This window comes from Agrobacterium sp. Ap1, assembly GCF_017313375.1.
Taxonomy (GTDB): Bacteria; Pseudomonadota; Alphaproteobacteria; order Rhizobiales; family Rhizobiaceae; genus Neorhizobium; species Neorhizobium cellulosilyticum.
In genome coordinates this window covers 307,070-328,068 of the sequence record NZ_JAFLMY010000004.1, presented here as the reverse complement: position 1 = coordinate 328,068, position 20,999 = coordinate 307,070, and the positions used below count along the sequence as shown (strand labels likewise).

The window sequence follows — 20,999 nt, the reverse complement described above, 5'->3', positions numbered from 1 at the left end:
AACTCGTTACAAACGGGCTTCGGACGATGACCAAGAAAACGACTCGAAAACTCCCCCAATATCTTCAAGAGCTGAATGGCCGCTATTTCGCCCGCGTCCCTATAAAGGAAGAGCTTCGGCCCTATATCGGTGGAACGCAGCTTCGCGAGCCGCTAGGCCCTGATCTCCGAACGGCGAAAGAGAACCTTTTTTATCACGTAGCCGTATTCAAGGAGCGCATTCGCAAAGCCGCTGAAGAATACGAGCGTGACACCGGCAAGTCGCTGGCGCTCACAACCGAGCCAGTCGACCCGAGCAAGCTGATGGTTCGCCACTATCGAGATATTGTCTCACATGACCAGTCTATGCGCGACGCTGGCTCTCTTTATGCTACCTCGGGCGCGGTAGACGACATGCTAGTCAGCTACCTTCGCGACGGCATGAGTGGCCGGCTGACGGATGACCAGTATTATTCAATCATCGCAAATAGCCTCGAAGACATGAAGGTCAGATTCGCGCCCAACGCTCGGCCGGGTGCGGAAGGTTTTCGTGAGCTTGCTCGGCTGATGTGTGTCGCCCAGTATGAAGGGCTGTCACGCATTGCGGAGCGCGACGATGGCATCATGACCGGCGAGCCGGAACACCCCGCGCTCATCGACGCAATCGAGCAGGACAAGACCGAGCAAACCGCCGACGTTGAAATCCGCGAGTTCGATCACTGGACATTCGACGCGGTAATAGATGAGCAGGAACGGCGTGCGGCGATGGGCTTAGGTCGTGCCAAGTCAGAAGCCACGCTCGAAAAATACCGTGTAGCTCAATACGATTTCGAGCACTTCCGCAAACATAAGAAGGTTGCGACGATCACACTCGCCGATGGCAAGGCATGGCGCGATCACATGCTGAACAAGGGGAAGCTCTCCCGAAAGTCGATCAAGGACAAAATCACGATCATCCGCACGCTCATGAACTGGGCGAACATGCAGGCAGAAAAGCAGATGTTCCCTGCCGGCGATCCGTGGGCCGCGTTGGAGCTGCCGAACGTGGAGAAGGCTGACAGCGCCGAACGCACCTATTCCCTGAAGGATGCTCGGCACTTCTTGGAGTTTGCTCGCACGGCCTCACGCACGAGCTTTCGTTGGATTCCGTGGATCATCGCGCATACCGGCGCTCGCGTGAATGAGATCACCGTGCTTGAAAAACGTGACGTGTCCGAAGTCGAAGGCCACTGGTTCATCCATATCCGTGTCGGTGATGGTCGAACCACGAAAACGCATAAGGCGCGGAAGGTGCCAGTCCATCGCGCGTTGATTGCCGAAGGCTTTATCGAGTGGGTGAAAGCACAGCCTGAAGGAAAGCTCTTTCCGGGCGGCAAGAACGAAGATCAGCGCCTCCGCGAATGGATACATGAGAAGGTCTTCCCAAACAGGAACGACCTGCCACCACCAAACCACGGCTTCCGTCACCTCTTCGAAGACGCCCTATTTGGTGGCGTAAGCCACAAAGCGGCGCTCTATATCACCGGACGGTCTTCCGGCTCGTCTGCCGATGATTACGGTGGCAGTGATTACCGGCTTATCGAGATCGCCGAGCAAATGGACAAGGTGCGGAATATATTAGCGCACAAGAGAGGTGTTTCGGAATGACCAATCCGTATTGGCACGAGTATCAAAAGCCTCACGTTGTCGACTTCGATGAAATTCGAGAATTATGCATCGACGCTTTTACCGTGATCGCAGCCAGTCGATCGATGGCGGGCCTTTCCGGTGATGACGTAGGTGGCCCTCTGCACGACTATTTCCTGCGCACCGCCGAGAATCGGCTTTCGCAATCGCTGCTTGATCTTGCGGTTAGAATGCGGACCTTTGAAGATATTCTGGCCGCGTCGGAATTACGCGCTGATTACGATCGCCTTGTGGCTAGCCTGATCGAAATCGACCAACTCGGAAGCTTCGGATGGGAGGATGAGAAGCTAGCTCAAAGGGGCGACCTCTCCTTCCGAGAAGCTTGTAACAAGATCATTCATGCAGTGGATATTCGCCCCGTGTATGACAATGGTTCGAATGCTCGGGATGAAGATTTCGCGTGGGGTATGGATGGGACCATTGAACTCGCGGGCAAGCTCGGAAAGCGCGAGTGGGATGTGTGGATGTATGCTGAAGACTTTCTGGCAACATGCGTTGCGATTGCAAATCACTATGACCCACTCCCATCTCCCGAAGTCGAAAACACTGCGGATATGAAATAATTCCTACGTTATAGGATTATTTTCAAATCAGGGATTCACAAGGGATTCCTGCCGTGGGACAATAGCGCCAGATAAAAACTCTGGAGCTATTGATGAAATTCGCCTCTGCATTCACTTCCGTTAAGAAGGCCTTTGGTCTTCCGACAGAGCAGAAGGCATTCTCCCTTTCTGATCCTGCGATCAACGAGATTTTCGGCATTCTTCCGACCGCATCCGGCGTTTCCGTTACTGGATATTCTGCGATGCAAGTCCCGGCAGTTCTTCAGGCTGTCCGTCTGATCTCCGAGAATATTGGATCGGTGCCTTGCAAGCTCTACCGCGAGACTGAAGCCAGCAAGGAAGCCGCGAAGGATCACAGCGCCCAAAAGATCGCCCATGGCTGGGCGAACGATTGGACAAGCGCCGGCCAACTTCGCGTTGATCTGACCGTTGACGCCCTGCTCCATGGCGCTGGCTATGCACAGGTTGTCCGTGCATCCGACGACCGCCCGCTTGAGCTTCACCGTCTTGACCCTTCGAAGGTGCAACGAAACTTCGAAGACGACGGCGAACCCTACTATCTCGTTTCGGCAGAACGCGGACAAGTCCGGCTATCATACCGCGACGTTCTCTATATCCCGGCGTTTGCCGGTATCTCGCCGATCAAACTGGGCCGCGAGGCTGTCGGTGTTGCCGCTATTCTTGAACGGCACGCATCTCAATTCTTTGGTTCCGGCGCACGCCCTAGCGGCATTCTCAGCAATGAAAAATTGCAGGGCGGCGATGCTGGCGCGAAGGCGATTGCCAATATGCTGAAGTCCTTCCGCAGATGGAAGGCGAGCCTCAACGGCGATCCGCTCATTCTGGATGGCGATTGGAAGTTCAACAGTCCGGTGATGGCCAGCACCGACGCCCAATTCATCGAAAACCGCCTTGAGCAGATCAACGAGATCGCCCGCGTCTTCGGAGTTCCGCCGCACATGCTTTATCAGCTTGAGCGCGCAACGTGGAGCAACGCCGAGCAGATGGCAGCGAGCTTCCTTCAGCTTTGCCTTCGCCCGTGGCTGGATAAGTGGCAGGACGCCTATGCGACCGTGCTGCTCACGGAAGAAGAGCGCGACGACCACTATTTCGAGTTCGTTATTGATGACCTTCAGCGCGCCGACGCAGCCGGCCGAGCCGAAATCTTCGGCAAGCTTGTCGCCATGCGCGCCATGACCCCGAACGAAGTCCGCGCCGCGATGAACCTGCCGGCGCTGCCGGGCGGTGACGATCTCGCCAATCCCTACACCACGACGACCACAACCGGCCCGGCAGATCCCCAGCCGCCGAAGGAAGCAGCATGATTACCCACACCGCCTATTTTGGTGACGGCGAGAAGACCTTCACCCTCACGTCTCCTATGATCGATGAATTGCAGCGCAAGACCGGCGTTGGCATCGGCGCGCTTTACGCTCGCTTCATGCGGCAGGATTTTCACTTCGCTGACGTGGTTGAAATCATCCGCACCGGCCTTATCGGCGCGGGAACATCGCCGGTCGATGCTCAGACGCTTGTCGATACATACGCCAAGCCGCGCCCAATCATGGAAGTTCTTCCGCTCGCCTTCGACATTCTGGACGCGCGCTGGAACGGCAAAGCCGAAGCCCAGGACGATTTGCGACAGGCAGCGGCGGCCGGCGACATGAGCGCGGCGATCAATGAGGCCCTGAAGGAGTCGGGCCTTTGATCGAAGCGGATTGCCTCGAAATCAAGGCCGAAGTCTCGATTGACGACACCGGCACCGTGACCGGCATCGCATGGCCGTTTGACGCGCCCGATAGCGTCGGTGACGTGATCGAGAAAGGCACCATCACCTTCGCCACGTCCGTTCCGATGGTCATGGAGCACGACCAGAAGAAGGTTGTCGGCGTTTGGGAAACCTACACCGAAACCGACAAGGGCCTCGAAGTGAAAGGCCATTTGTTCGTGGAAGGCATCGAACCCGCCCGCGATGCTCACCGGCAATTGAAGGCCGGAAAGATCGCCGGCTTGTCCATCGGCTTCCGTCACACCGGCTTTGAACCGCGCTCAGCAGGTGGCCGCGTCTTCAAATCCATCACCATCAACGAAATCAGCCTTTGCCGTCGCCCGGTCCATCCTGGCGCCCGCGTCACCGTGATCAAATCCCAGATTGAGGAAAGTATGGAAAACGAAATCGAGAATGCACCGGAAGCCAAGGCCGATCCGGTTGTTACACCGCAAGAACTGAAGGCCATCAAGGCCCGCATGGACAAGCTGGAAGCCAAGGCAAATCGCCCGCTTGCAGCCAACAACAACCAGCCTGACGGGGAGAACGACAACGCGCGCAAGGCGTTCGGTAATTTTCTCCGCACCGGCTACCAAGACGCGCCTGACGTGGTGAAGAAGGCGCTCACCGTCTCGAGCGATGCGCCCGGCTACATTCTCGCACCGGAAGAAACTAGCAGCGAATTCATCCGCAATCTTGTCGAATTTTCGCCGGTTCGCGGCATCGCAGACGTTCGTTCGACCGGTTCGCACACCGTTATCCTGCCGAAGCGCCTTACCGTTACGAATGCAAAATGGAAGGGCGAAGCCGTCGCTTCTGAAGCCAGCGAACCGACGTTCGACCAGATGGAATTTTCCGTCAAGGAAATGACCACTCACGTTGATGTTGGAAATTGGCTTATCGAAGATGCCAGCCATGACGTCGAGCAGGAAATCCGCCTCGCGCTGGCCGAAGACTTCGGTGCGAAGGAAGGTCTTGCTTTCGTCAACGGCAGCGCAGCCCTTGAGCCGAAGGGCTTCATGGCCGAAGCAGGCATCACCAACAGCCTGAACGGCCACGCCACAAACCTGAACGCTGACGCCCTCATCAAGCTCATGTATTCCCTGCCCGGCGTTTATCGTAACCGCGGAACGTGGGCCATGAACGGCACCACGCTCGCCGTCATCCGCACCCTGAAGGACGGCAACGGCAACTATCTGTGGCAGCCGTCCTATCAGGCAGGCCAGCCCGAAACGATCCTCGGCCGTCCCGTGGTCGAACTTCTCGATATGCCCGATGTTGCGGCAAATGCCTCCCCGATCATCTTCGGCGACTTCAAAGCCGGCTACCGCATCTATGACCGTATCGAGCTTCAGGTTCGTCCGAACCCGTTCCTTCTGATGACCGAAGGCATGATCCGCTTCCATGCTCGCCGTCGTGTCGGTGCTGGTGTGGTCCGCACCGATGTCTTCCGCAAGCTGAAGATGGCAACGGCCTAAGCCATGACGCACCAGCGGCCCGCATATGAGGAAGTGACGATTGCGCATGGTGGCAGCACCGTGACGCTTCGCCCTTCCTTGCGAGCCGCTGCCACCCTTGAGGCTCGCTATGGCTTCCCGGCGCTCTTCCGCGCACTGGACGAATGTGACCTCACGATAGTTTCAGAGATCATCCTGACGTGCTCCATCACACGGCAGGGTGCAGCGGCCTTCCTTGCGGCAAATATGGGAAGGTCGCTTTCCCCATTCTTCAACAGCGTGCAATCACCGCTCTATCAGCTCGTCAGCATGTTGACGCCGGCACCGGCACCAAACGCGAAGCCTGCCAGCAATCCCGGCAAGCCGCTGGCGTGGGCCGATTACTATGCAGCGCTCTTCGAGCACGCGACCGGCTGGCTTGGCTGGACGCCCGAACAGTCGTGGAACGCTACGCCGACCGAGATCGACCGCGCTCATGCGGCCCTCATCGCAAAACTGAAGGCTATCCACGGCAGCAACGACCAACAGGAGAAGCAGGCTGTCGCATCAGACCCCGACGCCAGCTTTGACCGCAACGCCCTCGAATCCCTTCGCGGCAGCATCAGGAGGCATGGCCGATGAGCAAACCGCCCCGCATCTGCTCTTGTGGCCGCGTCGTGCCGCATGGCGTTCTTTGTGAGTGCCAGCGCACCCTCACCCGCGAGCGTAACCAACGCCATGACGCACGCCGGCCTCCTGCCCGCGCTCGTGGCTATAACCATGAATGGCGCAAAGCCCGGGTCGAATACCTCGCGGCTTATCCCTATTGCGCCATGCCCGGTTGCGGCAAGCCCGCTTCCGTCGTGGATCACATCATCGCGCACCGTGGCGACCGCAATCTCTTTTGGAGCCGGACGAACTGGCAACCCCTTTGCGCGCCCTGCCACAACTCCATCAAGCAACGCCAAGAAAGATCTACGTAATGGACACCGAAACTATCACTGTCGCTTGCCCGCCCCAAGTCTGGACACAGGTTTCGGACGAGCATCAGAGCCTTTTCATTCAGAACCAGGACGCGAAGGCGCTGAAACTGCACTTCGGCAATAGCGAGCCGGAGGTGAACACCAGCGCCTTCATTGTGTCGCAGGACTACAACCCGCTTGAGCGGAATTTTTCTTTCGATCCAAGGTCCAAGGTTAAGCTCTGGATCATGCCAGTTAAATCCGAAGCAACGCAGGTAGTCGTTGTTCGGACTGCTATCGGCTCTTTGATCCCGGAAAATCTCGCAATCAAGACGGTGGAAACAGCCACCCACTTGCTGACGAATGAAGACTGGGGAATTCTGCTTAGCTTCACTCAAGGCTGCAAGATCACCGTTCCGAACGGTCTTGCCTCACACTTTTACTGCACACTGCGGCAATCCGGTGCGGACCAGATCGAAGTTGTTCCGGGTGAAGGTGCGACCGTCGAAGAGATCGATGGCAACTTCAAATCCGAAAAGCGGCTCGCGGTCTTGGCACTGGCACGCATCCCGCTCGATGGCGCGTTTCAATTGACCGGCAGAACGGCAGCGTAACATGTCTAGCGACGCGCACGCCCGCCAGATCGACAAGCAGGAATTCGAAGCCGCGTCACGAGCCGCCCTTCAGCGCGCCCTCGCTTACTCGAAAAAATGCCGAAAGCAGGAACGGCAACTGGTTCGCGCTTGGATCAAAGACAAGAAACAGCCTGTCAAGTCGAGCTTTATTTTCTCCGGCAGGCCACCGGCGACACATACCATCAATGGCGTGACCCGCACCTTCGCGCAGTGGGCCAATCATCTCGGCCTTACCCGTGATGGCCTTGCATCGCGCATCGAGCGCTTTGGCTCTCTTGAGGCATCAGTGGCTAAAGGCAAAGCTGTCAACGTCGGCCGACGACCCGTCATCCTCGAATTCGAAGGACGATCGCTACCACTGTCTCAGTGGGCAGTCATCACGGGCCTGAAGCCTGCCACTATCCATTGCAGACTCAATGCCGGTTGGAGCGTTGCCGACACCCTCACCACCTGCCTGCATGGCACGCCGGGGGTGTCTTCCGACTTTATGCCCGTTGAGGGGACCGGCGCGGGGAGCACCGTGCAAGAGACGCCGAATATAACTTTTTCTGGAAAGGTCGAAAACGCATGAGCAGCGTCACTCTTTCGCTCGCGAAATCACACATGAACATCGACGGCACGACCGACGATGAGCTGATTTCCTTCTACATCGAGGCCGCAGACGCTTGGCTTGGCAACTTCATCGGCAAGCCGATCGCCGATTTCGATCCTGTCCCGGCTGACCTGAAGCGCGCCGCGCTTCTGCTCACCGCCTATTATTATGAGCAGCGCGAGGCCATCGCAGCCGGCATTTCCATGCAATTCGCCCCGCTCGGCGTGACGAATATCGCCAATTCCTACCGTGATGATTGGTTCGGCAATGGCGAATAAGACCGACAACGGCCTCGCAAAAACGCTTGCCGCGATGGATCGCGCCCGCCGCGCACCTCGTGAGGCCATCATGCCGGCGCTGAAAAAGTCCGGCGAAGAACTTGCTCACCACCAGAAACTTCTCGCCGAAACGTCTCGCGATACCGGCGCGCTCATCGACAGCATCGCCGTGACCATGCCCGGCCAATCCACGCCGGCATATTCGCAGCCGGGCGGTTCGCGTGTGGCCGGCGAGACAGAAGTCATCGTCACGGCCGGAAACTCCGATGTCCGTTACGCGCACCTTGTCGAATACGGCACGTTCGAAGCTGACGCCCAACCCTTCTTTTGGCCGGCGCTTCGCCTGCTTCGCAAACGCCTTCAAAACCGCATCAATCGGGCCACGAAGAAGGCCGTCAAAGACGCATGGAATAAGCAATGATCGAACCGACACTCGCCCTTCAGGCTGCCATCGGCAACCGGCTCGCCGCTACATCGGCAGTGACCGACCACGTTGACCCTGCCAACATTCGCGGCGGGCCGATGCGACCTGACGACTTCCCTTGCATCCTCATGGGTAACGGTCAGACGATCTTTCTCGGCAATGCGTCCGGTTCGCAGTATGTCGCTCGCGTCTTCCTGACCATCCACATTTGGGCCGTCGAAGACGGCGCGGACACGGCCAGAGCCATCGGCTTTGCGGTTATGAATGCCCTGAAGCAGCCACCGGAAGCCGAAGATTTCGCCATCGATGAGTTTGGTCTTCCCTCTATCTCGTGGATGCGTGACCCGAACCCGGCACAGTCTTACACCCACGGCGTCATGACCGTGGAAGCCGTCATGCGGTGGACCGTCTAATGCGTGCCGGCCAGCTTAACCGCGTAATCTCGATTGACCGCCTGACCACGACCTTGAACGAAAACCGCAGTTCGGTTTCCGCCTGGGCGAATATTGACACCGTGCGCGCCGAGATCGTGCAGCAATCCGCGACTGAATTTCTGTCTGGCTTCGGCGAGGCCGAAAGCGGCACCATCATTTTCCGCATCCGCTATCTGCCGGGCATCACCACAGCCGACCGCGTGACCTATGCCGGCAAGGCCCATGACCTGAAGGAAGTCACCGAAATCGGCAGACGGCGCGGCCTTGAGCTTAGGGCGGTCGCCACGTCATGACACACCTTCGCGGCGTGAAGCCTATGCTTACGCCAGACCGCGCCCCACTGACGAAAGCACCCTCGGCACCGAAATGGATGACCGATGAGGCGCGCGCCGAGTGGAAGCGGATCATGCCCCGCCTCATCGAAGATCGGATTATCACCAAAGCCGACCTGACGGGCGTTGAAAACTATTGCGTCGCCGTGGGCCGTGTCCGCGAGATCGAAGCTGTCTTCCGCACGTCCGGCTTGGACAAGACATTCTTCGGAATGCAGAACCGCGCCATGCAGACGGCCCGGCAGCTTGCCGCAGAATATGGCCTCTCGCCAGTCTCCCGCGCTCGTGTCGGCACCGCAGCCGATGACGACGGTAGCGATAACCCGCTGATGGTGCAGTGATGGCAAGCACCTATCCCGATTGGATCTTTGACGGCAGCGACATTCCTGACCCGTTCGGCTACGGTGAGCGTGCTGTGAAATTCCTTCGGCTGCTCAAGCACCCGAACAGCACAGCGCCGAAATCCGCGTTCCAGCTTCACGACTGGCAGGAAAGGATTGTCCGGCGCATTTATGGGCCTCGCCACCCAGACGGCCGGCGCATTGTCGAAACTGTCTTCTGGATGATCCCGCGCGGCAACCGTAAGACCAGCCTCGCCGCAGCCCTCGCGTTGCTCCATACCATCGGCCCGGAACGTGTGCCGGCCGGACAGGTGATCTTTGCCGCATCCGACCGCGAGCAAGCCGGGCTTGGCTTCAAGGAAGCAGCAAACATCGTCCGCATGGATAAGCGCCTTGTCGCCGCTACCCGCATCTATGACGCCCATAACAGCGCCAAGAAAATCGCCCTCAAATCTGAAGGCGTCGAACTTCAGGCCATTTCCAGCGATGGCGCGGCCCAGCACGGCAAGACGCCCGCATTCGTTCTCGTGGACGAAATCCACGTCTGGAAAGGCCGCGATCTTTGGGAAGCGCTAAAGTCTGGCATGGTGAAGACCAGCGGCACGCTCATGGTGATCGCCACGACGGCCGGGCGCGGCTCGGAAAATCTCGGCTTCACCGAATACGATTATGCCCGGAAGGTCGCACTCGGCGAGATCGACAATCCGGCATACCTGCCGATTATCTTCGAAGCGGCACCCGGCGACGATTGGCAGGATGAGGCCGTTTGGCATCGCTGCAATCCCGGCCTTGCTCACGGCTTCCCGAACCTGAACGCTCTGCGCACCGCTGCGAAGGAAGCAGCCGACCGGCCCGCCGAGCGCTTCGCGTTCCAGCAGTTCAACCTGAATATCTGGCAGGCCCATTCCCGCGATCCGCTGTTCGACATGGCGACATATGATGCCGGCCGCGACCCGCACTTCGACCTTGTCGACCTCGCGCCGCTGCCCTGCTTCCTCGGCGTCGATATGTCAGTGAACGGCGATCTGACCGCGATTGTCGCCGCATGGAGACATGACGATGGTCGCATCACCGTCCATCCTTGGTTCTTTGTGCCGGCCGACGATCTCAAGGGCCGATCCGAACGTGACGGCGTGCCTTACGAGCAATGGCGCGACGAAGGCCTCATCACCGCTATCGACGGCCCGGTGATCGAACCGGAAGCGGTCGAGCGGCACATTCGCGAAATTTGTGCCGACAACGACAATGTGCAGGAAATCGCCTTCGACCCGCACCTTGCCCGCATGACGATGCAGCGCCTTCACGATGATGGCTTGCCGGCAATCGAGATGCGGCAAGGCCCGCTGACAATGGGACCGGCCATCGGCACGCTTGAGCGCGTCGTCAACGGCTTGAACATTCGCCACAACGGCCACCCGGTTCTTCGCCATCACTTCGATAGCGTCGTCGCCAGCCGCAACGACACCGGCCTCGTGCGGATGCACAAGGGCAAGAAAACCGACCGCATCGACGGCGCGGTTGCCGCTGCGATGGCCGTGTCGCGCGCCGCAGCGAACGATTGCCGACGCTCAATTCTCGACATGGACCCCGACGACCTCGACCGCCTTTGGTCAGAAGCAGCATAGGAATTATTGGAATGGACGACACACAGCGTCTTGTCGTGAGCCTTGAGGCCCGGCTTAACAAGTATGAGAAGGACATGGGCCGCGCAACGAAGGCGACCAATGACAACTTCCGCAAGATGGAAGGTCGCGCCAAGCAGTCTGCCCAGAGCATGGAACGCTCGCTTGGCAATGCCTCGGCTTCCATCGCCGGCAAGCTCGAAAGCATGTTCGCTCCATTGATGCGCGGTGGTGCGGTTGTTGCAGGCGTCGGTGGCGCTGCCATCGCCCTGAAGCAGATCGCCGACACCGTTGCCGAAGTGGATCGCGAAGCGCGCAAGGCTGGCGTCTCGGCTCAAGTCTGGCGGCAATGGACCTATGTTGCGACCGCCACCGGCATGAGCATCGACGGCGTGACGGATGCCTTGAAAGAGCTCAATATTCGGGGAGATGAGCTTGCCCGAACCGGCAAGGGCAGCGCCGAAGAGGCTTTCCAGCGTCTCGGCTACAGCGCCGCAGACGTTGCTGCGAAGCTCCAAGACCCTAGCCGGTTCATGGATGAGATCATCGCCAAGCTTCAGACGATGGACAGGGCGGCACAGACGCGCATTCTCGATGAGGTGTTCGGCGGCACTGGCGCGGAAGAGCTTGCCAAGATTCTCGGCCTGTCCGTCACCGAAATCCAGAACATGCGCAGCGAGGCCGCGACCTTCACCGAAGAGCAGATCGCAGCCGCGCAGAAGATTGACCGCGAGTTCTCGACCATGTGGCGGAATTTCACGGTCTATGCCAAGCAGGCGGCAATCGAAGGCGTCAACGTCGCCTCTAGCATCATCGGCTTCATCAACGATCCTTCAGGCGGTGCGCGCGACCGTGCCATCGCCGACGCCAACAGCCCGGAGCGTCAGCTTGCCCGGCTTCAGGAGCGGCGCGCCCGTATCGAACGCCAGATCGCAGAGACAGTGGCCAACCCGTTCAACGTCTTGAAGGAAGCCGAGCTTCGGCAGCTTCGCGCGTCCCTTTCTGCCGTCGATGAGCAGATCCACGAAGTCACAGGCGGCAGCGATGAATTCAAGCAGGCGCTCAAGGAACTGTCCGCAGCGAGCAACAGCCTGTCCGGTTCCTTCGGCGGCAACGTCACCGCAGCCACCAACTTCAAAACGGCGCTCACCGAACTGAAGAACCTCGTGCCGGACCTGAAGGCCGAACTGGATAGCCTCGCGACGTCGAACGGCATTGATGCCGCGTATCAGCGCGCCGTCGGTAATGCCCGCACGATGGGCGAAGTCATGAGTGCGACCGATCTTGCGAACCGTGCCAAGAGCATCGCCAAGTTCGGCAAGCACGATAATATTCTCGACCTTATCGCAAGCGTCGAAAGCGGCGGGGATTATAACGCCACCCTCGACAATGGCCGCTGGACAGGTGGCGCACAGAACCTCACCGGCATGACGTTGAATCAGGTTCGCGCCCTTCAGCGGCAGATGCTCGCCGATCCGGCGAACCGCGCCCTCTATGGTGAAGGCCGCGGTTCTTCGGCCCTCGGCCGCTACCAGATTACGGGTGCAACGCTTGAAGGCTTGATGAAGGAACTCGGCCTGTCCGGTGATCGCCTCTATGATGAGGCCACCCAGGACGAACTTGCCCGCGCCCTGCTTCGCCGCCGTGGCAGCGACCCGGTAGCGCTTCGGCAGGAATGGACCGGCCTCAAACGTGTTGATGATGGCAGTATCCGCAATGCCTACAACGGCACGCCGACCGCAGCCCAGCCACTCGCGCCGACTGATAGCGAACGCCAGCGCACCGAACTGCTCAAGCAGCAGGACGCGGCAAGGAAGAGCTTGAACCAATCGGTGCAGGAAGGCTTGGACCTTGCCCGTTTCGAACAGTCGATTTCCAGCATGTCGGCATCGCAGCAGCGTGTCGAGCTTGCTGTCTATCAGGCACAGCAGGAAGCCAAACGGAACGGCATCACCCTCGATGCGCAGGAGCTTGCCGCGATCCGTGAGAAGATCACGCTCACGGCTCAGCTTGACGGCGAAAACCAGAAGGTCGCCGCGTCGTCGGAAGGACTGAAGAACGCCCAGCAGTATTTCGCCGAAAGCTTCACCTCGTCGCTGTCCGGCCTGCTCACCGGCACGCAGACGCTTGAGGGCGCGGTTCAAAGCCTGCTCAATTCGCTGATCGACGCCACGCTTCAGGCGGCGCTTCTCGGCAAGGGTCCGCTGTCCGGCTTGTTCGGTGGCGCAGGTAGCGGCCTGCTTGGCGCAATGTTTGGCTTTGCCGATGGTGGTTATACCGGCGACGGCGGAAAGTATCAGCCGGCAGGCGTGGTTCACAGAGGCGAGGTTGTTTGGTCGCAGGCAGACGTCCGGCGAGCGGGTGGTGTCGAAACGGTTGAGGCAATGCGCCTTGGCAGAAAGGGTTATGCAGAAGGGGGATATCACGGGAGCGCCCCGACACTCCGCTCGCCAGACCTCAGACCGGCGAACGGGAATGCCACGCCGGCCTCACAAACCATCACCATTTCCGCGCCTGTCACGGTCAACGCCAACGGCGGGACACCCGAACAGAACGCTGACCTCGCGAAGCAGGTTTCCAGCCAGATCGAGGCGACGATGCGCGGCGTGATCGTTGATGAGCTCTCGCGCCAAATGCGTCCGGGGAATCTGTTGAGCGCCGGAAAAGGCCGATAACGCAAAACGCCGGCAGTCAGGAGCGGCTACCGGCGTTTCACAATCAATTTTGCTAGATGGAAGAGGCAGCGAAAGTGCGGTCCCTTTGATAGCAAGATTCTCACATGCTCAGATCCACCGGTCAATACAGAAAGTAACAATCGCGCCTGTCTAATGTCTAAAATCGATAGACATTAGACAATCATCGCTGTTGAGAGTAAAAAATTGACCTGATACAATCATCAGTCATAAACAAAAATATAGGGCCGATCCGCTTCCAACGAAAATCGGCCCTACAAGGTGTGTCTAATGTGTATATATTACGATTTCCCTCGCGGAAGTCAATGCGAATGCTTGTCTAGTGCTGACATATCAAGCATTTCGGCGTCGCGCAAAAACGAGAATTTTGCAGCAAAACCGACCTCTGCAAATGTGCCTCAATCCCCTATCTCGCATGGGCTTCCGGCCACCCTTGCGAATGAGGGTGTAGTATATGGCAACCGCCATACCCACTATGATCTTCAATTACCTTTCATCACCTCATGGTTCGAACGCCTAGGTGAGAAGGCTAAAGGAACGAAAGCCTTCATCGATCGGAAGAACGACAAGGCAAAAGCAGCGAACAAGAAAACTGTCCGTTGGGATGGACTTCCCGGCGACGAGAAGAAGCGGCTCACCCTTGATCATGCTTTCCGCTCCGAGTCCCTCGCCTTCACCTTGAACCTGACACGGGAGAAGCTGGCGCGATACCTGAAGTCGGATCGTCCGGCGAAGGCGCTTGCCGATGCCGTCAACAAAGCTTGCAGATCGAAGCTCGGCCGCGCCGTGCCGATCTCGCTCGCATTGGAGATCAGCCCGACCGGCAAGCTTCATGCTCATGGCATTGCCACTGTTGAACGTGGCGAGTGGAAGGGTTTCCGCGACGCGCTGAAGAGCGCGGGCGGGAAAATTGAGGGTTCTGCCTCTGGACGTCAGACCGATACGCGCCGGCTTTGGAGTGCGACCGGATGGACAGCTTACATGGCAAAGGCCTTCCATGAGACAGCCGAAGCGGTCGGCACCGATAAGCTCTTCTACCAGTGCAATGCGACCCGTGCCGGCGCAAAGGCCGAATATGAGGCGAGCCTTCAGCGACAAAAGGCAGCGCGCAGGGCTTCCCGGTAAGTCAAAATTGACTTATAACTATTTGATATCTATGATTATTTGTCTATTTTGGCGCTTGCCAAGATTCTCAGCATGAGCGATGATTCCGTTCGTAAACATTACTCATCATGGGACACGTATTACATGCCGCAATTCATTCTCGACAGCTCGACCTACTCCCGGCTGCTCAACGCACTGCTCGCCGCTTCAACCGACGCATATGTCTCGAAGGACACCGACGCCTTCAAGATTGCTCTTGGCGAAGTTGCCGGGATTTGGCCCGAAACGGTTCTCGCCAGCTACAGCGACGCCAATCTCGAAGCGCCGGCGCGTCCGACCTTTGAACGGCCGAACCTCTGCATCTTGGACATTGATGCGATGATCAAAGCAGAGCGCGGCGCATAGGGGATCACGCCGTAGATTGAGGGCAGATTTCTAGAGCCTACCGGTGTTAGCCGGTAGGCTTTTTCTCAAACAGGGCCGCAGTGATCCGCATTAACGTAGTGAGACGACCAGTCATTTGAAGCATAGTCGGGCTGAATTTGGAAATAGTTACGACCATCAAGTCCATTGAGCCACCTTGTGAAGAGAAGCTTCTCACCGGCCGCAGCGATCTTAGCAACCTGCGCATCGCTACTTGCCTTCAACAATCGCGGCGTGTCCTGCTGGATCACGAGTTGGCGCTTAGGCTGATCGAACGGCATAAAGCGAGTCACCGAATGGTGATGTTGCTTCTTAAGGACAAGGTTTATGGCGCGGTCTAGGCAATACTGCGCGTTCTCCACATTCGCCCGAAAGTCACTTTGTAACTCGAAGGTGCTGATGCTCCAATGATTTGAATCTTCTGCACGATAGACGCGGGGAGTTAGCCGCCAGATATTCCAAAAGTCCTGGGTGTTCACACCCCATTCGAGAAGATCAATTTTGATCTTTTCGTAATTCATCTGGATGAAATCGAAAGGCTCTTTCACGTTCTGGGCGATCCAAGCAGAATCCTTGGTGTGATATGGCGCGGAGTTTCCCCGCCCAATCCATATGGTAAGGTCATTGATCTTATCTGGATTAGCCCATTTCGCGATATCATAATCCTGCTCAATGGCTATAAAAATAGCCATTCTTATCCGAAGCAATGCGTCTGATATCTTACCGTTTGCTATATCTTTTTCGGCGGATGCTAAGTGGTCCCGTATCTCAGCACTCGTTATGAGTTCGCTCTGATAGATCTCGTGCAGGGATTTTCCGAAGACTTCCTGCAAAATACCTTTGGTGGCCACCTCACAAGCGTCGAAGTAGTTCCTCACACTCGCCTGCTCCGCGAGCTGACCATAGTGCTTAACGATCACTCGCTCCTTATTCATCGCCTTCAACGTGCCGGTCTTCTTTACCGCAACGCCATTATCGCGAAGGAACGCCATGATCTCGTCGAAGGTCGACTTTTCGAAGCTCTTAACCTCGTCCACCTCTTTCTCGATCAGAGCGGCCTTCATTATTAACTCAACCGCATCTTGCAGGATCACAAGAGCAGCCGAGGTCGCGTATTTGTTATCAGAGTGAAGTAGGGATCTGGCTTGATCGTAAAGTGTTCGAGCCACCAATAAGCTCTGCAGAACTTCCGCTTTCATGATCGTCCTTGGATGCTCAACCGACCTTTGATAGTTTGGAACGCATTATGGAGTGCTTGAACATCAGAAGCAGAGGAAGCGCCTGAAACCATCCTATCGACGTGTAGATTTCGACATTACACGGCATCCGATGGGCTTCACTTGCCGCGAAACCGACACTACCGGAGTTGTCACATGCGAAAAGCCCGATGGCGACAAATCTAGCGAGGGAAAAGTTCAAGCCCTCCGGCGATACTGAAAAATCGGTCGCTCGGAGTTTGATTGGTTTTTGACGCATTTCTTCAAGATCAAGCTCGAATAGACGATCCAGCACGGCCTTATCTTCCGGCTCAAGCTTACTTATTGCGTGTGTGATTAGCGCAGTCACGCCTATTGATTTGTTCACTGGATCAACAGCATTCGAGATATATGCGGCCCACAAATCCTGAAGGCCATCATCGCTTTCCAGCGATAGGGCATCAACTAACGGGATTGCTGCACGCTCATCCAAAGTCAGAAAGGTTGCATCCAATCCCAAAGCACTAAGATGCTTTTCGGTCTTAACTGCTACAGACGCGCGGTTTCTAATACGGAAGCCTACAGCGGAATCGGCAGCTGCGCCGGCGTATGCTGCAATTGCCTCTTGAAAAATCTCAGCAAGATAGCGCCCGCTTTTCTCTCCTACATCAATAGCTTTGCCGGTTGTTTTTGCGATCTCAGTTGCCGCTTTGAAACCTTCATCGCCTATCATTGCGCCCGCCTTTGACCAGATTCTATCTGCTTCGCTTTAACCCGGGCTATACGTGCGGGCTTCACAAAAAGTCGATCAAGCAAATCGTCCGTCAAATCTTGAAGGGCTTCCGCTTCAATCGACGTGTAAGGATCGACATCATGAGCCGCATCGTTGCCGTCCATCAATGCAACGTCAGCCAATTCGACGATATCCTCGTCGAGCACCTTAAGTTGTCCTAGAGCAACGACTCTAGCCCTTGGTGCGTCAGCGGCCTTTTTTCCAGACAATCGCGGATCATTCGTGTAAATTTCCTTGGTCGCGACATCGATCGTCTTGCGGAACATCGCGCCGGCGGCATCAAACAACGACAACTGTCGGCAACGAACAGCTTGCCGGAAGAGGTCCCGAACGCGATCGGGGATATCTTCGGACATTATGGGGTAGTCCGGAAGCGCAATTATTGCCTGCTGGTCGAAATAACGTCCCCTGTCGAGTTCGCCGGTCACGTTACTAATGTGGCTGGCAGGTTGGCCTTGGTAGATACTACCCTTGCCACACGCCTTGCATATGAAAAAGACCTCTGCATTGAGTCCATCGATGTTCGCCATCGCGACTGCATCCAGTTGAGATGTAATGCCACATCGAACACATTTTCTTATGAGGTGCGCCATGAGCCGAATCGCCGTTGATGATGAGGCTCATTTGACTGCAAGCTCTGAGCCGCTTCCAGATCCAATTTCAATCAGAGGTAATTATCCACATCGCTCAAAAGCGAAAACGTCGCCGACGCCCTCTGCGTCCTTGCAAACGGAACTCAATGTTGGATATAGAGGATCACGTTCGTTACAAATAGGCGAGCATTACAAGCTTACAAAACGGTCGAAATAGTCGTTGAAATTCAAATGTCTAGCTGATTTCGAATCTCTCCACTCCGACCATTTATTTCCCAAAAAAGCATCTGTTCTGAAGCGCTTAGGCGCTCATCTCAATACGTTTTGTTGCTAAACAGCCGCAACTCGTTGTGTTGACTGTACTTAAGTTGCGCTCACGATGGATTTTTAAAGCGGTTTCCGCAAACTCCGCAGTCAGCCGCCATTGTGCAAAGGCTTGCCGATTACCTTGTCGCCGACCTTGATGCCAAGGGCTCTGGTGCGGCCGGCATTGAGTTCCAGCACGTATTTCACCGGGCCGCGCGAATCGATGATGTCGCGAGAAAAAGGGACTGCGTTTTCGCGGATATGTGAGATCGAGCCGTCGGTCCGGATGAAGACCATATCGAGCGCCAGAACCGTATTCTCCATCCACATGGACACCTGACGCTCCGCTCCGAAATCGAAGAGCATGCCGTGATTGGTGTCCATCTGCTTGCGGAACATCAGGCCGCGTTCGCGTTGCGCGTCGTTGAGCGCGAGTTCGATTGTGAAAGGATAAGTCTTGCCGCCGGCGGTGCGAATGGACAGCTCGGATCGTGGAAAAACCACATCCTGTTGCGCCTGCGCCGTCTGCGATGATGCACCGGCGGCAACAAAAACGAAGAAAAGCGCCATCAAGGCGCCTTTCATAATATTCCTGGTTTCTGACCGAACTGTTGCAAACATCAATGCGACCGGTTTGTGGGCACGACATTATCAGGATGGATTTCGGCTGCCATCAACCCCTTGTCGCCAGGCCCGAAGCGCACCAGAACGACCTGACCCGGCCTCAACTCGGTCAGGCCGAAGCGTCGCAATGTTTCCATGTGAACAAAGATATCTTCCGTGCCCTCGCCGCGGGTCAGGAAGCCGAACCCTTTGGTGCGGTTGAACCACTTGACCAGCGCGCGTTCAAGACCGCTCGTCGCCGTCACCTGCACATGGGTGCGTACCGGCGGCATCTGCGACGGATGAACCGCCGTCGACTGGTCCATGGAAAGGATGCGGAAGGCCTGATAGCCGCGATCGCGTCGCTGGATCATCGCCACGATGCGTGTGCCTTCGAGAATGGTCTGGTATCCGTCGCGGCGCAGGCAGGTCACGTGCAGCAACACGTCCTGCATGCCGTTGTCCGGCACGATGAAGCCGAAGCCCTTGGCCACGTCGAACCATTTCACGACGCCGGTGATCTCGATCAGATCAACCGGTTCACCCGCAAATTCTTCGAAACTGGCAATGCCCTTCGATGACATTCTGTCTGCCATACCTGTCGGCCCCTCGGTTACGCGCCACACATGACGGTTAACTGATTCTTAGAGGATAGATTAACATTGCGCCAACCGTCCAGCGCAAGTCTCGTGTTCTTCTTATTCACGTCCTTTCTATTCGCGGTGGCTTGCTCCAGGCTGGCGGCTGTTCCATATCGAAGATGGCGAAAACGCTTAAATCGAGGGATCCAAATGCGATATCTCCACACTATGGTCCGGGTCAAAGACCTGGATGCCTCCCTTCATTTTTATACAACTCTGCTCGGCCTGAAAGAAGTCCGCCGAATTGAAAACGAAAAGGGCCGTTTCACCCTGGTTTTCCTCGCGGCAAGCGACGATATCGATCAGGCGACAGCCAATCAGGCACCTTGCCTGGAACTCACCTATAACTGGGACACCGAGGACTATACGGGCGGCCGCAATTTCGGCCATCTCGCCTACGAAGTCGACAATATCTATGAATATTGCGAGCATCTGCAGAAGAACGGCGTGACCATCAACCGGCCGCCGCGCGAAGGCCGCATGGCCTTTGTACGTTCTCCCGACGGCATTTCATTTGAAATTCTCCAAAAAGGCGGCAATCTTCCGGTTGCTGAGCCATGGGCCTCGATGCCGAATATCGGCAGCTGGTAATGACTTTTGACGGCGGCGCATTTCGTGTCGCCGTCAACCACTCAGGGTCCACGCAAGCTTGAAGGTGATGATTGACGCTACGCGATTCGCGGCTTCAATCTTTCTCACCAGCCGGAAGGCCAGAGCGTTGACGACCATATCTCCCAGCCATTTTCCCCGTTCCGCCACAGGCACCGTCATCAGGCAGATTGCGTTGACGGGAATTCTGATCACCCTGCTCGGAAGTTGCGCCACGACAAAAAAAGTGGCCGAGGCAGATGATGCGGGCCAGGCGGACACCGCCGCGGCGGCGGTCGACATGCTCGCAAGGGGCGAGACCGCGACAACAGGCTCCCAAAGCGCTTATGTCGATCCGATGGTGACAACCGCGCATGGCCGCAAGATCCCCCAGAAGGGAACGCAGGTTATGGGCATGCGGGCAACTGCTGGCGGCACGCCCACCCACAACGCACTGACACAGACCTATTCGCCCCTTCAGGCATCGATCGCGGGCGCGGTAACCGAGCCGACCGGCGTGCGTGCCGGCAATACAAGCATCTTTTCAGGGCACGCCCAGGCGGCTGGCCCGGAAATGGCGGCGACAATGACGACCGGCTCGACTGCGCTCGATTCCCCCTATCCTGCGGCAAGAGCCATGCCGGCTGGCGGCGTGAACGCAATGACGCGCAGCGTATTCAGCACCGGCACACCCGTCGCTTGTGGCAACGACGTCAATGGAAACATGATAAGCTGCTGATTTCACGAGCCCTTCTCTGGTTTCATACAAGTTTTTACCGCTTGTCATTTTTTTGCAAAAAACATCGTTTTGCAGCTTGCGGGAAAGAAATCCCCTCTCTATAAGGCACCTCAGCACGCGCCCTTCGTCTATCGGTTAGGACGTCAGATTTTCATTCTGAAAAGAGGGGTTCGACTCCCCTAGGGCGTGCCACTCCCCCTCCGCCAAGTCATTGTTAGAATTACCCAATTACCATCTGATGGCAGTTTGGAATTTTTCTTAATTTGACC

At 57.0% G+C, this 20,999-nt stretch carries 25 protein-coding genes and 1 tRNA gene; 21 read left to right on the top strand and 5 right to left on the bottom strand.

What is annotated here, in order from left to right; genetic code table 11:
* Positions 1-26 precede the first annotated feature (26 nt).
* The 18 genes from JZX87_RS10590 to JZX87_RS10505 all read left to right on the top strand — a co-directional run bounded on the left by JZX87_RS10590 (position 27) and on the right by JZX87_RS10505 (position 15,253).
* Positions 27-1,625 carry a site-specific integrase gene (locus tag JZX87_RS10590; RefSeq protein ID WP_206825351.1) on the top strand — a complete coding sequence of 533 codons (1,599 nt, stop codon included), beginning with the start codon at positions 27-29 and terminating at the stop codon, positions 1,623-1,625.
* Complete coding sequence (locus JZX87_RS10585; RefSeq protein ID WP_206825350.1) at positions 1,622-2,227, top strand: hypothetical protein; 606 nt, start codon at positions 1,622-1,624, stop codon at positions 2,225-2,227. The genes JZX87_RS10590 and JZX87_RS10585 overlap by 4 nt, the downstream gene beginning before the upstream one ends.
* A 92-nt stretch (positions 2,228-2,319) precedes the next feature.
* Positions 2,320-3,552: a phage portal protein gene (locus JZX87_RS10580; protein WP_206825349.1), complete on the top strand. Its 1,233-nt coding sequence runs from the start codon at positions 2,320-2,322 to the stop codon at positions 3,550-3,552.
* Positions 3,549-3,935, top strand: a complete 387-nt coding sequence (locus tag JZX87_RS10575) for a gene transfer agent family protein (RefSeq protein WP_206825348.1) — start codon at positions 3,549-3,551, stop codon at positions 3,933-3,935. The genes JZX87_RS10580 and JZX87_RS10575 overlap by 4 nt, the downstream gene beginning before the upstream one ends.
* Complete coding sequence (locus JZX87_RS10570; RefSeq protein ID WP_206825347.1) at positions 3,932-5,473, top strand: phage major capsid protein; 1,542 nt, start codon at positions 3,932-3,934, stop codon at positions 5,471-5,473. The genes JZX87_RS10575 and JZX87_RS10570 overlap by 4 nt, the downstream gene beginning before the upstream one ends.
* Before the next feature lie 3 nt (positions 5,474-5,476).
* Positions 5,477-6,073 carry a hypothetical protein gene (locus JZX87_RS10565; protein ID WP_206825346.1) on the top strand — a complete coding sequence of 199 codons (597 nt, stop codon included), beginning with the start codon at positions 5,477-5,479 and terminating at the stop codon, positions 6,071-6,073.
* Positions 6,070-6,414, top strand: coding sequence for an HNH endonuclease signature motif containing protein (locus tag JZX87_RS10560; RefSeq protein WP_206825345.1), 345 nt, complete (start codon positions 6,070-6,072; stop codon positions 6,412-6,414). The genes JZX87_RS10565 and JZX87_RS10560 overlap by 4 nt, the downstream gene beginning before the upstream one ends.
* Complete coding sequence (locus JZX87_RS10555; RefSeq protein WP_206825344.1) at positions 6,363-7,007, top strand: hypothetical protein; 645 nt, start codon at positions 6,363-6,365, stop codon at positions 7,005-7,007. Before JZX87_RS10560 ends, JZX87_RS10555 begins: the two co-directional genes overlap by 52 nt.
* Position 7,008: 1 nt before the next feature.
* A complete protein-coding gene (locus JZX87_RS10550; protein ID WP_206825343.1) occupies positions 7,009-7,599 on the top strand; it encodes a hypothetical protein in 591 nt (196 codons plus the stop codon).
* Positions 7,596-7,898: a head-tail connector protein gene (locus tag JZX87_RS10545; RefSeq protein WP_206825342.1), complete on the top strand. Its 303-nt coding sequence runs from the start codon at positions 7,596-7,598 to the stop codon at positions 7,896-7,898. Before JZX87_RS10550 ends, JZX87_RS10545 begins: the two co-directional genes overlap by 4 nt.
* Entirely contained in the window at positions 7,888-8,319 is a 432-nt protein-coding gene (locus tag JZX87_RS10540; RefSeq protein ID WP_206825341.1) for an HK97-gp10 family putative phage morphogenesis protein, read from the top strand. Before JZX87_RS10545 ends, JZX87_RS10540 begins: the two co-directional genes overlap by 11 nt.
* Positions 8,316-8,735, top strand: coding sequence for a DUF3168 domain-containing protein (locus JZX87_RS10535; RefSeq protein ID WP_206825340.1), 420 nt, complete (start codon positions 8,316-8,318; stop codon positions 8,733-8,735). The genes JZX87_RS10540 and JZX87_RS10535 overlap by 4 nt, the downstream gene beginning before the upstream one ends.
* The gene (locus tag JZX87_RS10530; protein ID WP_206825339.1) at positions 8,735-9,049 is read left to right on the top strand and encodes a phage head closure protein; all 315 of its coding nucleotides are present in this window, start codon (positions 8,735-8,737) and stop codon (positions 9,047-9,049) included. Before JZX87_RS10535 ends, JZX87_RS10530 begins: the two co-directional genes overlap by 1 nt.
* Complete coding sequence (locus JZX87_RS10525; protein WP_206825338.1) at positions 9,046-9,429, top strand: phage terminase small subunit P27 family; 384 nt, start codon at positions 9,046-9,048, stop codon at positions 9,427-9,429. Before JZX87_RS10530 ends, JZX87_RS10525 begins: the two co-directional genes overlap by 4 nt.
* Positions 9,429-11,054, top strand: a complete 1,626-nt coding sequence (locus JZX87_RS10520) for a terminase large subunit (protein WP_206825337.1) — start codon at positions 9,429-9,431, stop codon at positions 11,052-11,054. The genes JZX87_RS10525 and JZX87_RS10520 overlap by 1 nt, the downstream gene beginning before the upstream one ends.
* 11 nt (positions 11,055-11,065) lie before the next feature.
* Positions 11,066-13,726, top strand: coding sequence for a phage tail tape measure protein (locus JZX87_RS10515; protein ID WP_206825336.1), 2,661 nt, complete (start codon positions 11,066-11,068; stop codon positions 13,724-13,726).
* 333 nt (positions 13,727-14,059) lie between these two features.
* Entirely contained in the window at positions 14,060-14,869 is an 810-nt protein-coding gene (locus JZX87_RS10510) for a hypothetical protein (protein WP_206825335.1), read from the top strand.
* Between the two features lie 39 nt (positions 14,870-14,908).
* Positions 14,909-15,253, top strand: a complete 345-nt coding sequence (locus JZX87_RS10505) for a hypothetical protein (RefSeq protein WP_206825334.1) — start codon at positions 14,909-14,911, stop codon at positions 15,251-15,253.
* Between the two features lie 65 nt (positions 15,254-15,318).
* Here the strand turns inward: JZX87_RS10505 and JZX87_RS10500 are convergent, their stop codons facing one another.
* The 5 genes from JZX87_RS10500 to JZX87_RS10480 all read right to left on the bottom strand — a co-directional run bounded on the left by JZX87_RS10500 (position 15,319) and on the right by JZX87_RS10480 (position 19,358).
* The gene (locus JZX87_RS10500; RefSeq protein WP_206825333.1) at positions 15,319-16,470 is read right to left on the bottom strand and encodes a hypothetical protein; all 1,152 of its coding nucleotides are present in this window, start codon (positions 16,468-16,470) and stop codon (positions 15,319-15,321) included.
* A gap of 16 nt (positions 16,471-16,486) precedes the next feature.
* A complete protein-coding gene (locus tag JZX87_RS10495; protein WP_206825332.1) occupies positions 16,487-17,200 on the bottom strand; it encodes a hypothetical protein in 714 nt (237 codons plus the stop codon).
* Positions 17,197-17,790: a DUF4145 domain-containing protein gene (locus JZX87_RS10490; RefSeq protein WP_206825331.1), complete on the bottom strand. Its 594-nt coding sequence runs from the start codon at positions 17,788-17,790 to the stop codon at positions 17,197-17,199. The genes JZX87_RS10495 and JZX87_RS10490 overlap by 4 nt, the downstream gene beginning before the upstream one ends.
* A 477-nt stretch (positions 17,791-18,267) precedes the next feature.
* Positions 18,268-18,744, bottom strand: coding sequence for a DUF192 domain-containing protein (locus JZX87_RS10485; protein WP_286194414.1), 477 nt, complete (start codon positions 18,742-18,744; stop codon positions 18,268-18,270).
* Positions 18,745-18,779: 35 nt separating this feature from the next.
* Positions 18,780-19,358, bottom strand: a complete 579-nt coding sequence (locus JZX87_RS10480) for a cold-shock protein (protein WP_148146447.1) — start codon at positions 19,356-19,358, stop codon at positions 18,780-18,782.
* Between the two features lie 195 nt (positions 19,359-19,553).
* On the opposite strand from JZX87_RS10480, the gene gloA reads away from it, so the two are divergent.
* The 3 genes from gloA to JZX87_RS10465 all read left to right on the top strand — a co-directional run bounded on the left by gloA (position 19,554) and on the right by JZX87_RS10465 (position 20,922).
* Positions 19,554-19,994 (top strand): lactoylglutathione lyase, encoded by a 441-nt coding sequence (gene gloA / locus JZX87_RS10475; RefSeq protein WP_183822444.1) that lies wholly within the window; start codon positions 19,554-19,556, stop codon positions 19,992-19,994.
* A gap of 127 nt (positions 19,995-20,121) precedes the next feature.
* A complete protein-coding gene (locus tag JZX87_RS10470; RefSeq protein WP_206825330.1) occupies positions 20,122-20,730 on the top strand; it encodes a hypothetical protein in 609 nt (202 codons plus the stop codon).
* 117 nt (positions 20,731-20,847) lie between these two features.
* A tRNA-Glu gene (locus JZX87_RS10465) sits at positions 20,848-20,922 on the top strand.
* The last annotated feature ends 77 nt before the right edge of the window (positions 20,923-20,999 follow it).

Coding starts and splice junctions, on each gene's coding strand:
- JZX87_RS10590 (WP_206825351.1), top strand. CDS start 27: ATGACCAAGAAAACGACTCGAAAACTCCCCCAATATCTTCAAGAGCTG.
- JZX87_RS10585 (WP_206825350.1), top strand. CDS start 1,622: ATGACCAATCCGTATTGGCACGAGTATCAAAAGCCTCACGTTGTCGAC.
- JZX87_RS10580 (WP_206825349.1), top strand. CDS start 2,320: ATGAAATTCGCCTCTGCATTCACTTCCGTTAAGAAGGCCTTTGGTCTT.
- JZX87_RS10575 (WP_206825348.1), top strand. CDS start 3,549: ATGATTACCCACACCGCCTATTTTGGTGACGGCGAGAAGACCTTCACC.
- JZX87_RS10565 (WP_206825346.1), top strand. CDS start 5,477: ATGACGCACCAGCGGCCCGCATATGAGGAAGTGACGATTGCGCATGGT.
- JZX87_RS10560 (WP_206825345.1), top strand. CDS start 6,070: ATGAGCAAACCGCCCCGCATCTGCTCTTGTGGCCGCGTCGTGCCGCAT.
- JZX87_RS10550 (WP_206825343.1), top strand. CDS start 7,009: ATGTCTAGCGACGCGCACGCCCGCCAGATCGACAAGCAGGAATTCGAA.
- JZX87_RS10545 (WP_206825342.1), top strand. CDS start 7,596: ATGAGCAGCGTCACTCTTTCGCTCGCGAAATCACACATGAACATCGAC.
- JZX87_RS10540 (WP_206825341.1), top strand. CDS start 7,888: ATGGCGAATAAGACCGACAACGGCCTCGCAAAAACGCTTGCCGCGATG.
- JZX87_RS10535 (WP_206825340.1), top strand. CDS start 8,316: ATGATCGAACCGACACTCGCCCTTCAGGCTGCCATCGGCAACCGGCTC.
- JZX87_RS10530 (WP_206825339.1), top strand. CDS start 8,735: ATGCGTGCCGGCCAGCTTAACCGCGTAATCTCGATTGACCGCCTGACC.
- JZX87_RS10525 (WP_206825338.1), top strand. CDS start 9,046: ATGACACACCTTCGCGGCGTGAAGCCTATGCTTACGCCAGACCGCGCC.
- JZX87_RS10520 (WP_206825337.1), top strand. CDS start 9,429: ATGGCAAGCACCTATCCCGATTGGATCTTTGACGGCAGCGACATTCCT.
- JZX87_RS10515 (WP_206825336.1), top strand. CDS start 11,066: ATGGACGACACACAGCGTCTTGTCGTGAGCCTTGAGGCCCGGCTTAAC.
- JZX87_RS10500 (WP_206825333.1), bottom strand. CDS start 16,470: ATGAAAGCGGAAGTTCTGCAGAGCTTATTGGTGGCTCGAACACTTTAC.
- JZX87_RS10495 (WP_206825332.1), bottom strand. CDS start 17,200: ATGATAGGCGATGAAGGTTTCAAAGCGGCAACTGAGATCGCAAAAACA.
- JZX87_RS10490 (WP_206825331.1), bottom strand. CDS start 17,790: ATGGCGAACATCGATGGACTCAATGCAGAGGTCTTTTTCATATGCAAG.
- JZX87_RS10485 (WP_286194414.1), bottom strand. CDS start 18,744: ATGAAAGGCGCCTTGATGGCGCTTTTCTTCGTTTTTGTTGCCGCCGGT.
- JZX87_RS10480 (WP_148146447.1), bottom strand. CDS start 19,358: ATGGCAGACAGAATGTCATCGAAGGGCATTGCCAGTTTCGAAGAATTT.
- gloA (WP_183822444.1), top strand. CDS start 19,554: ATGCGATATCTCCACACTATGGTCCGGGTCAAAGACCTGGATGCCTCC.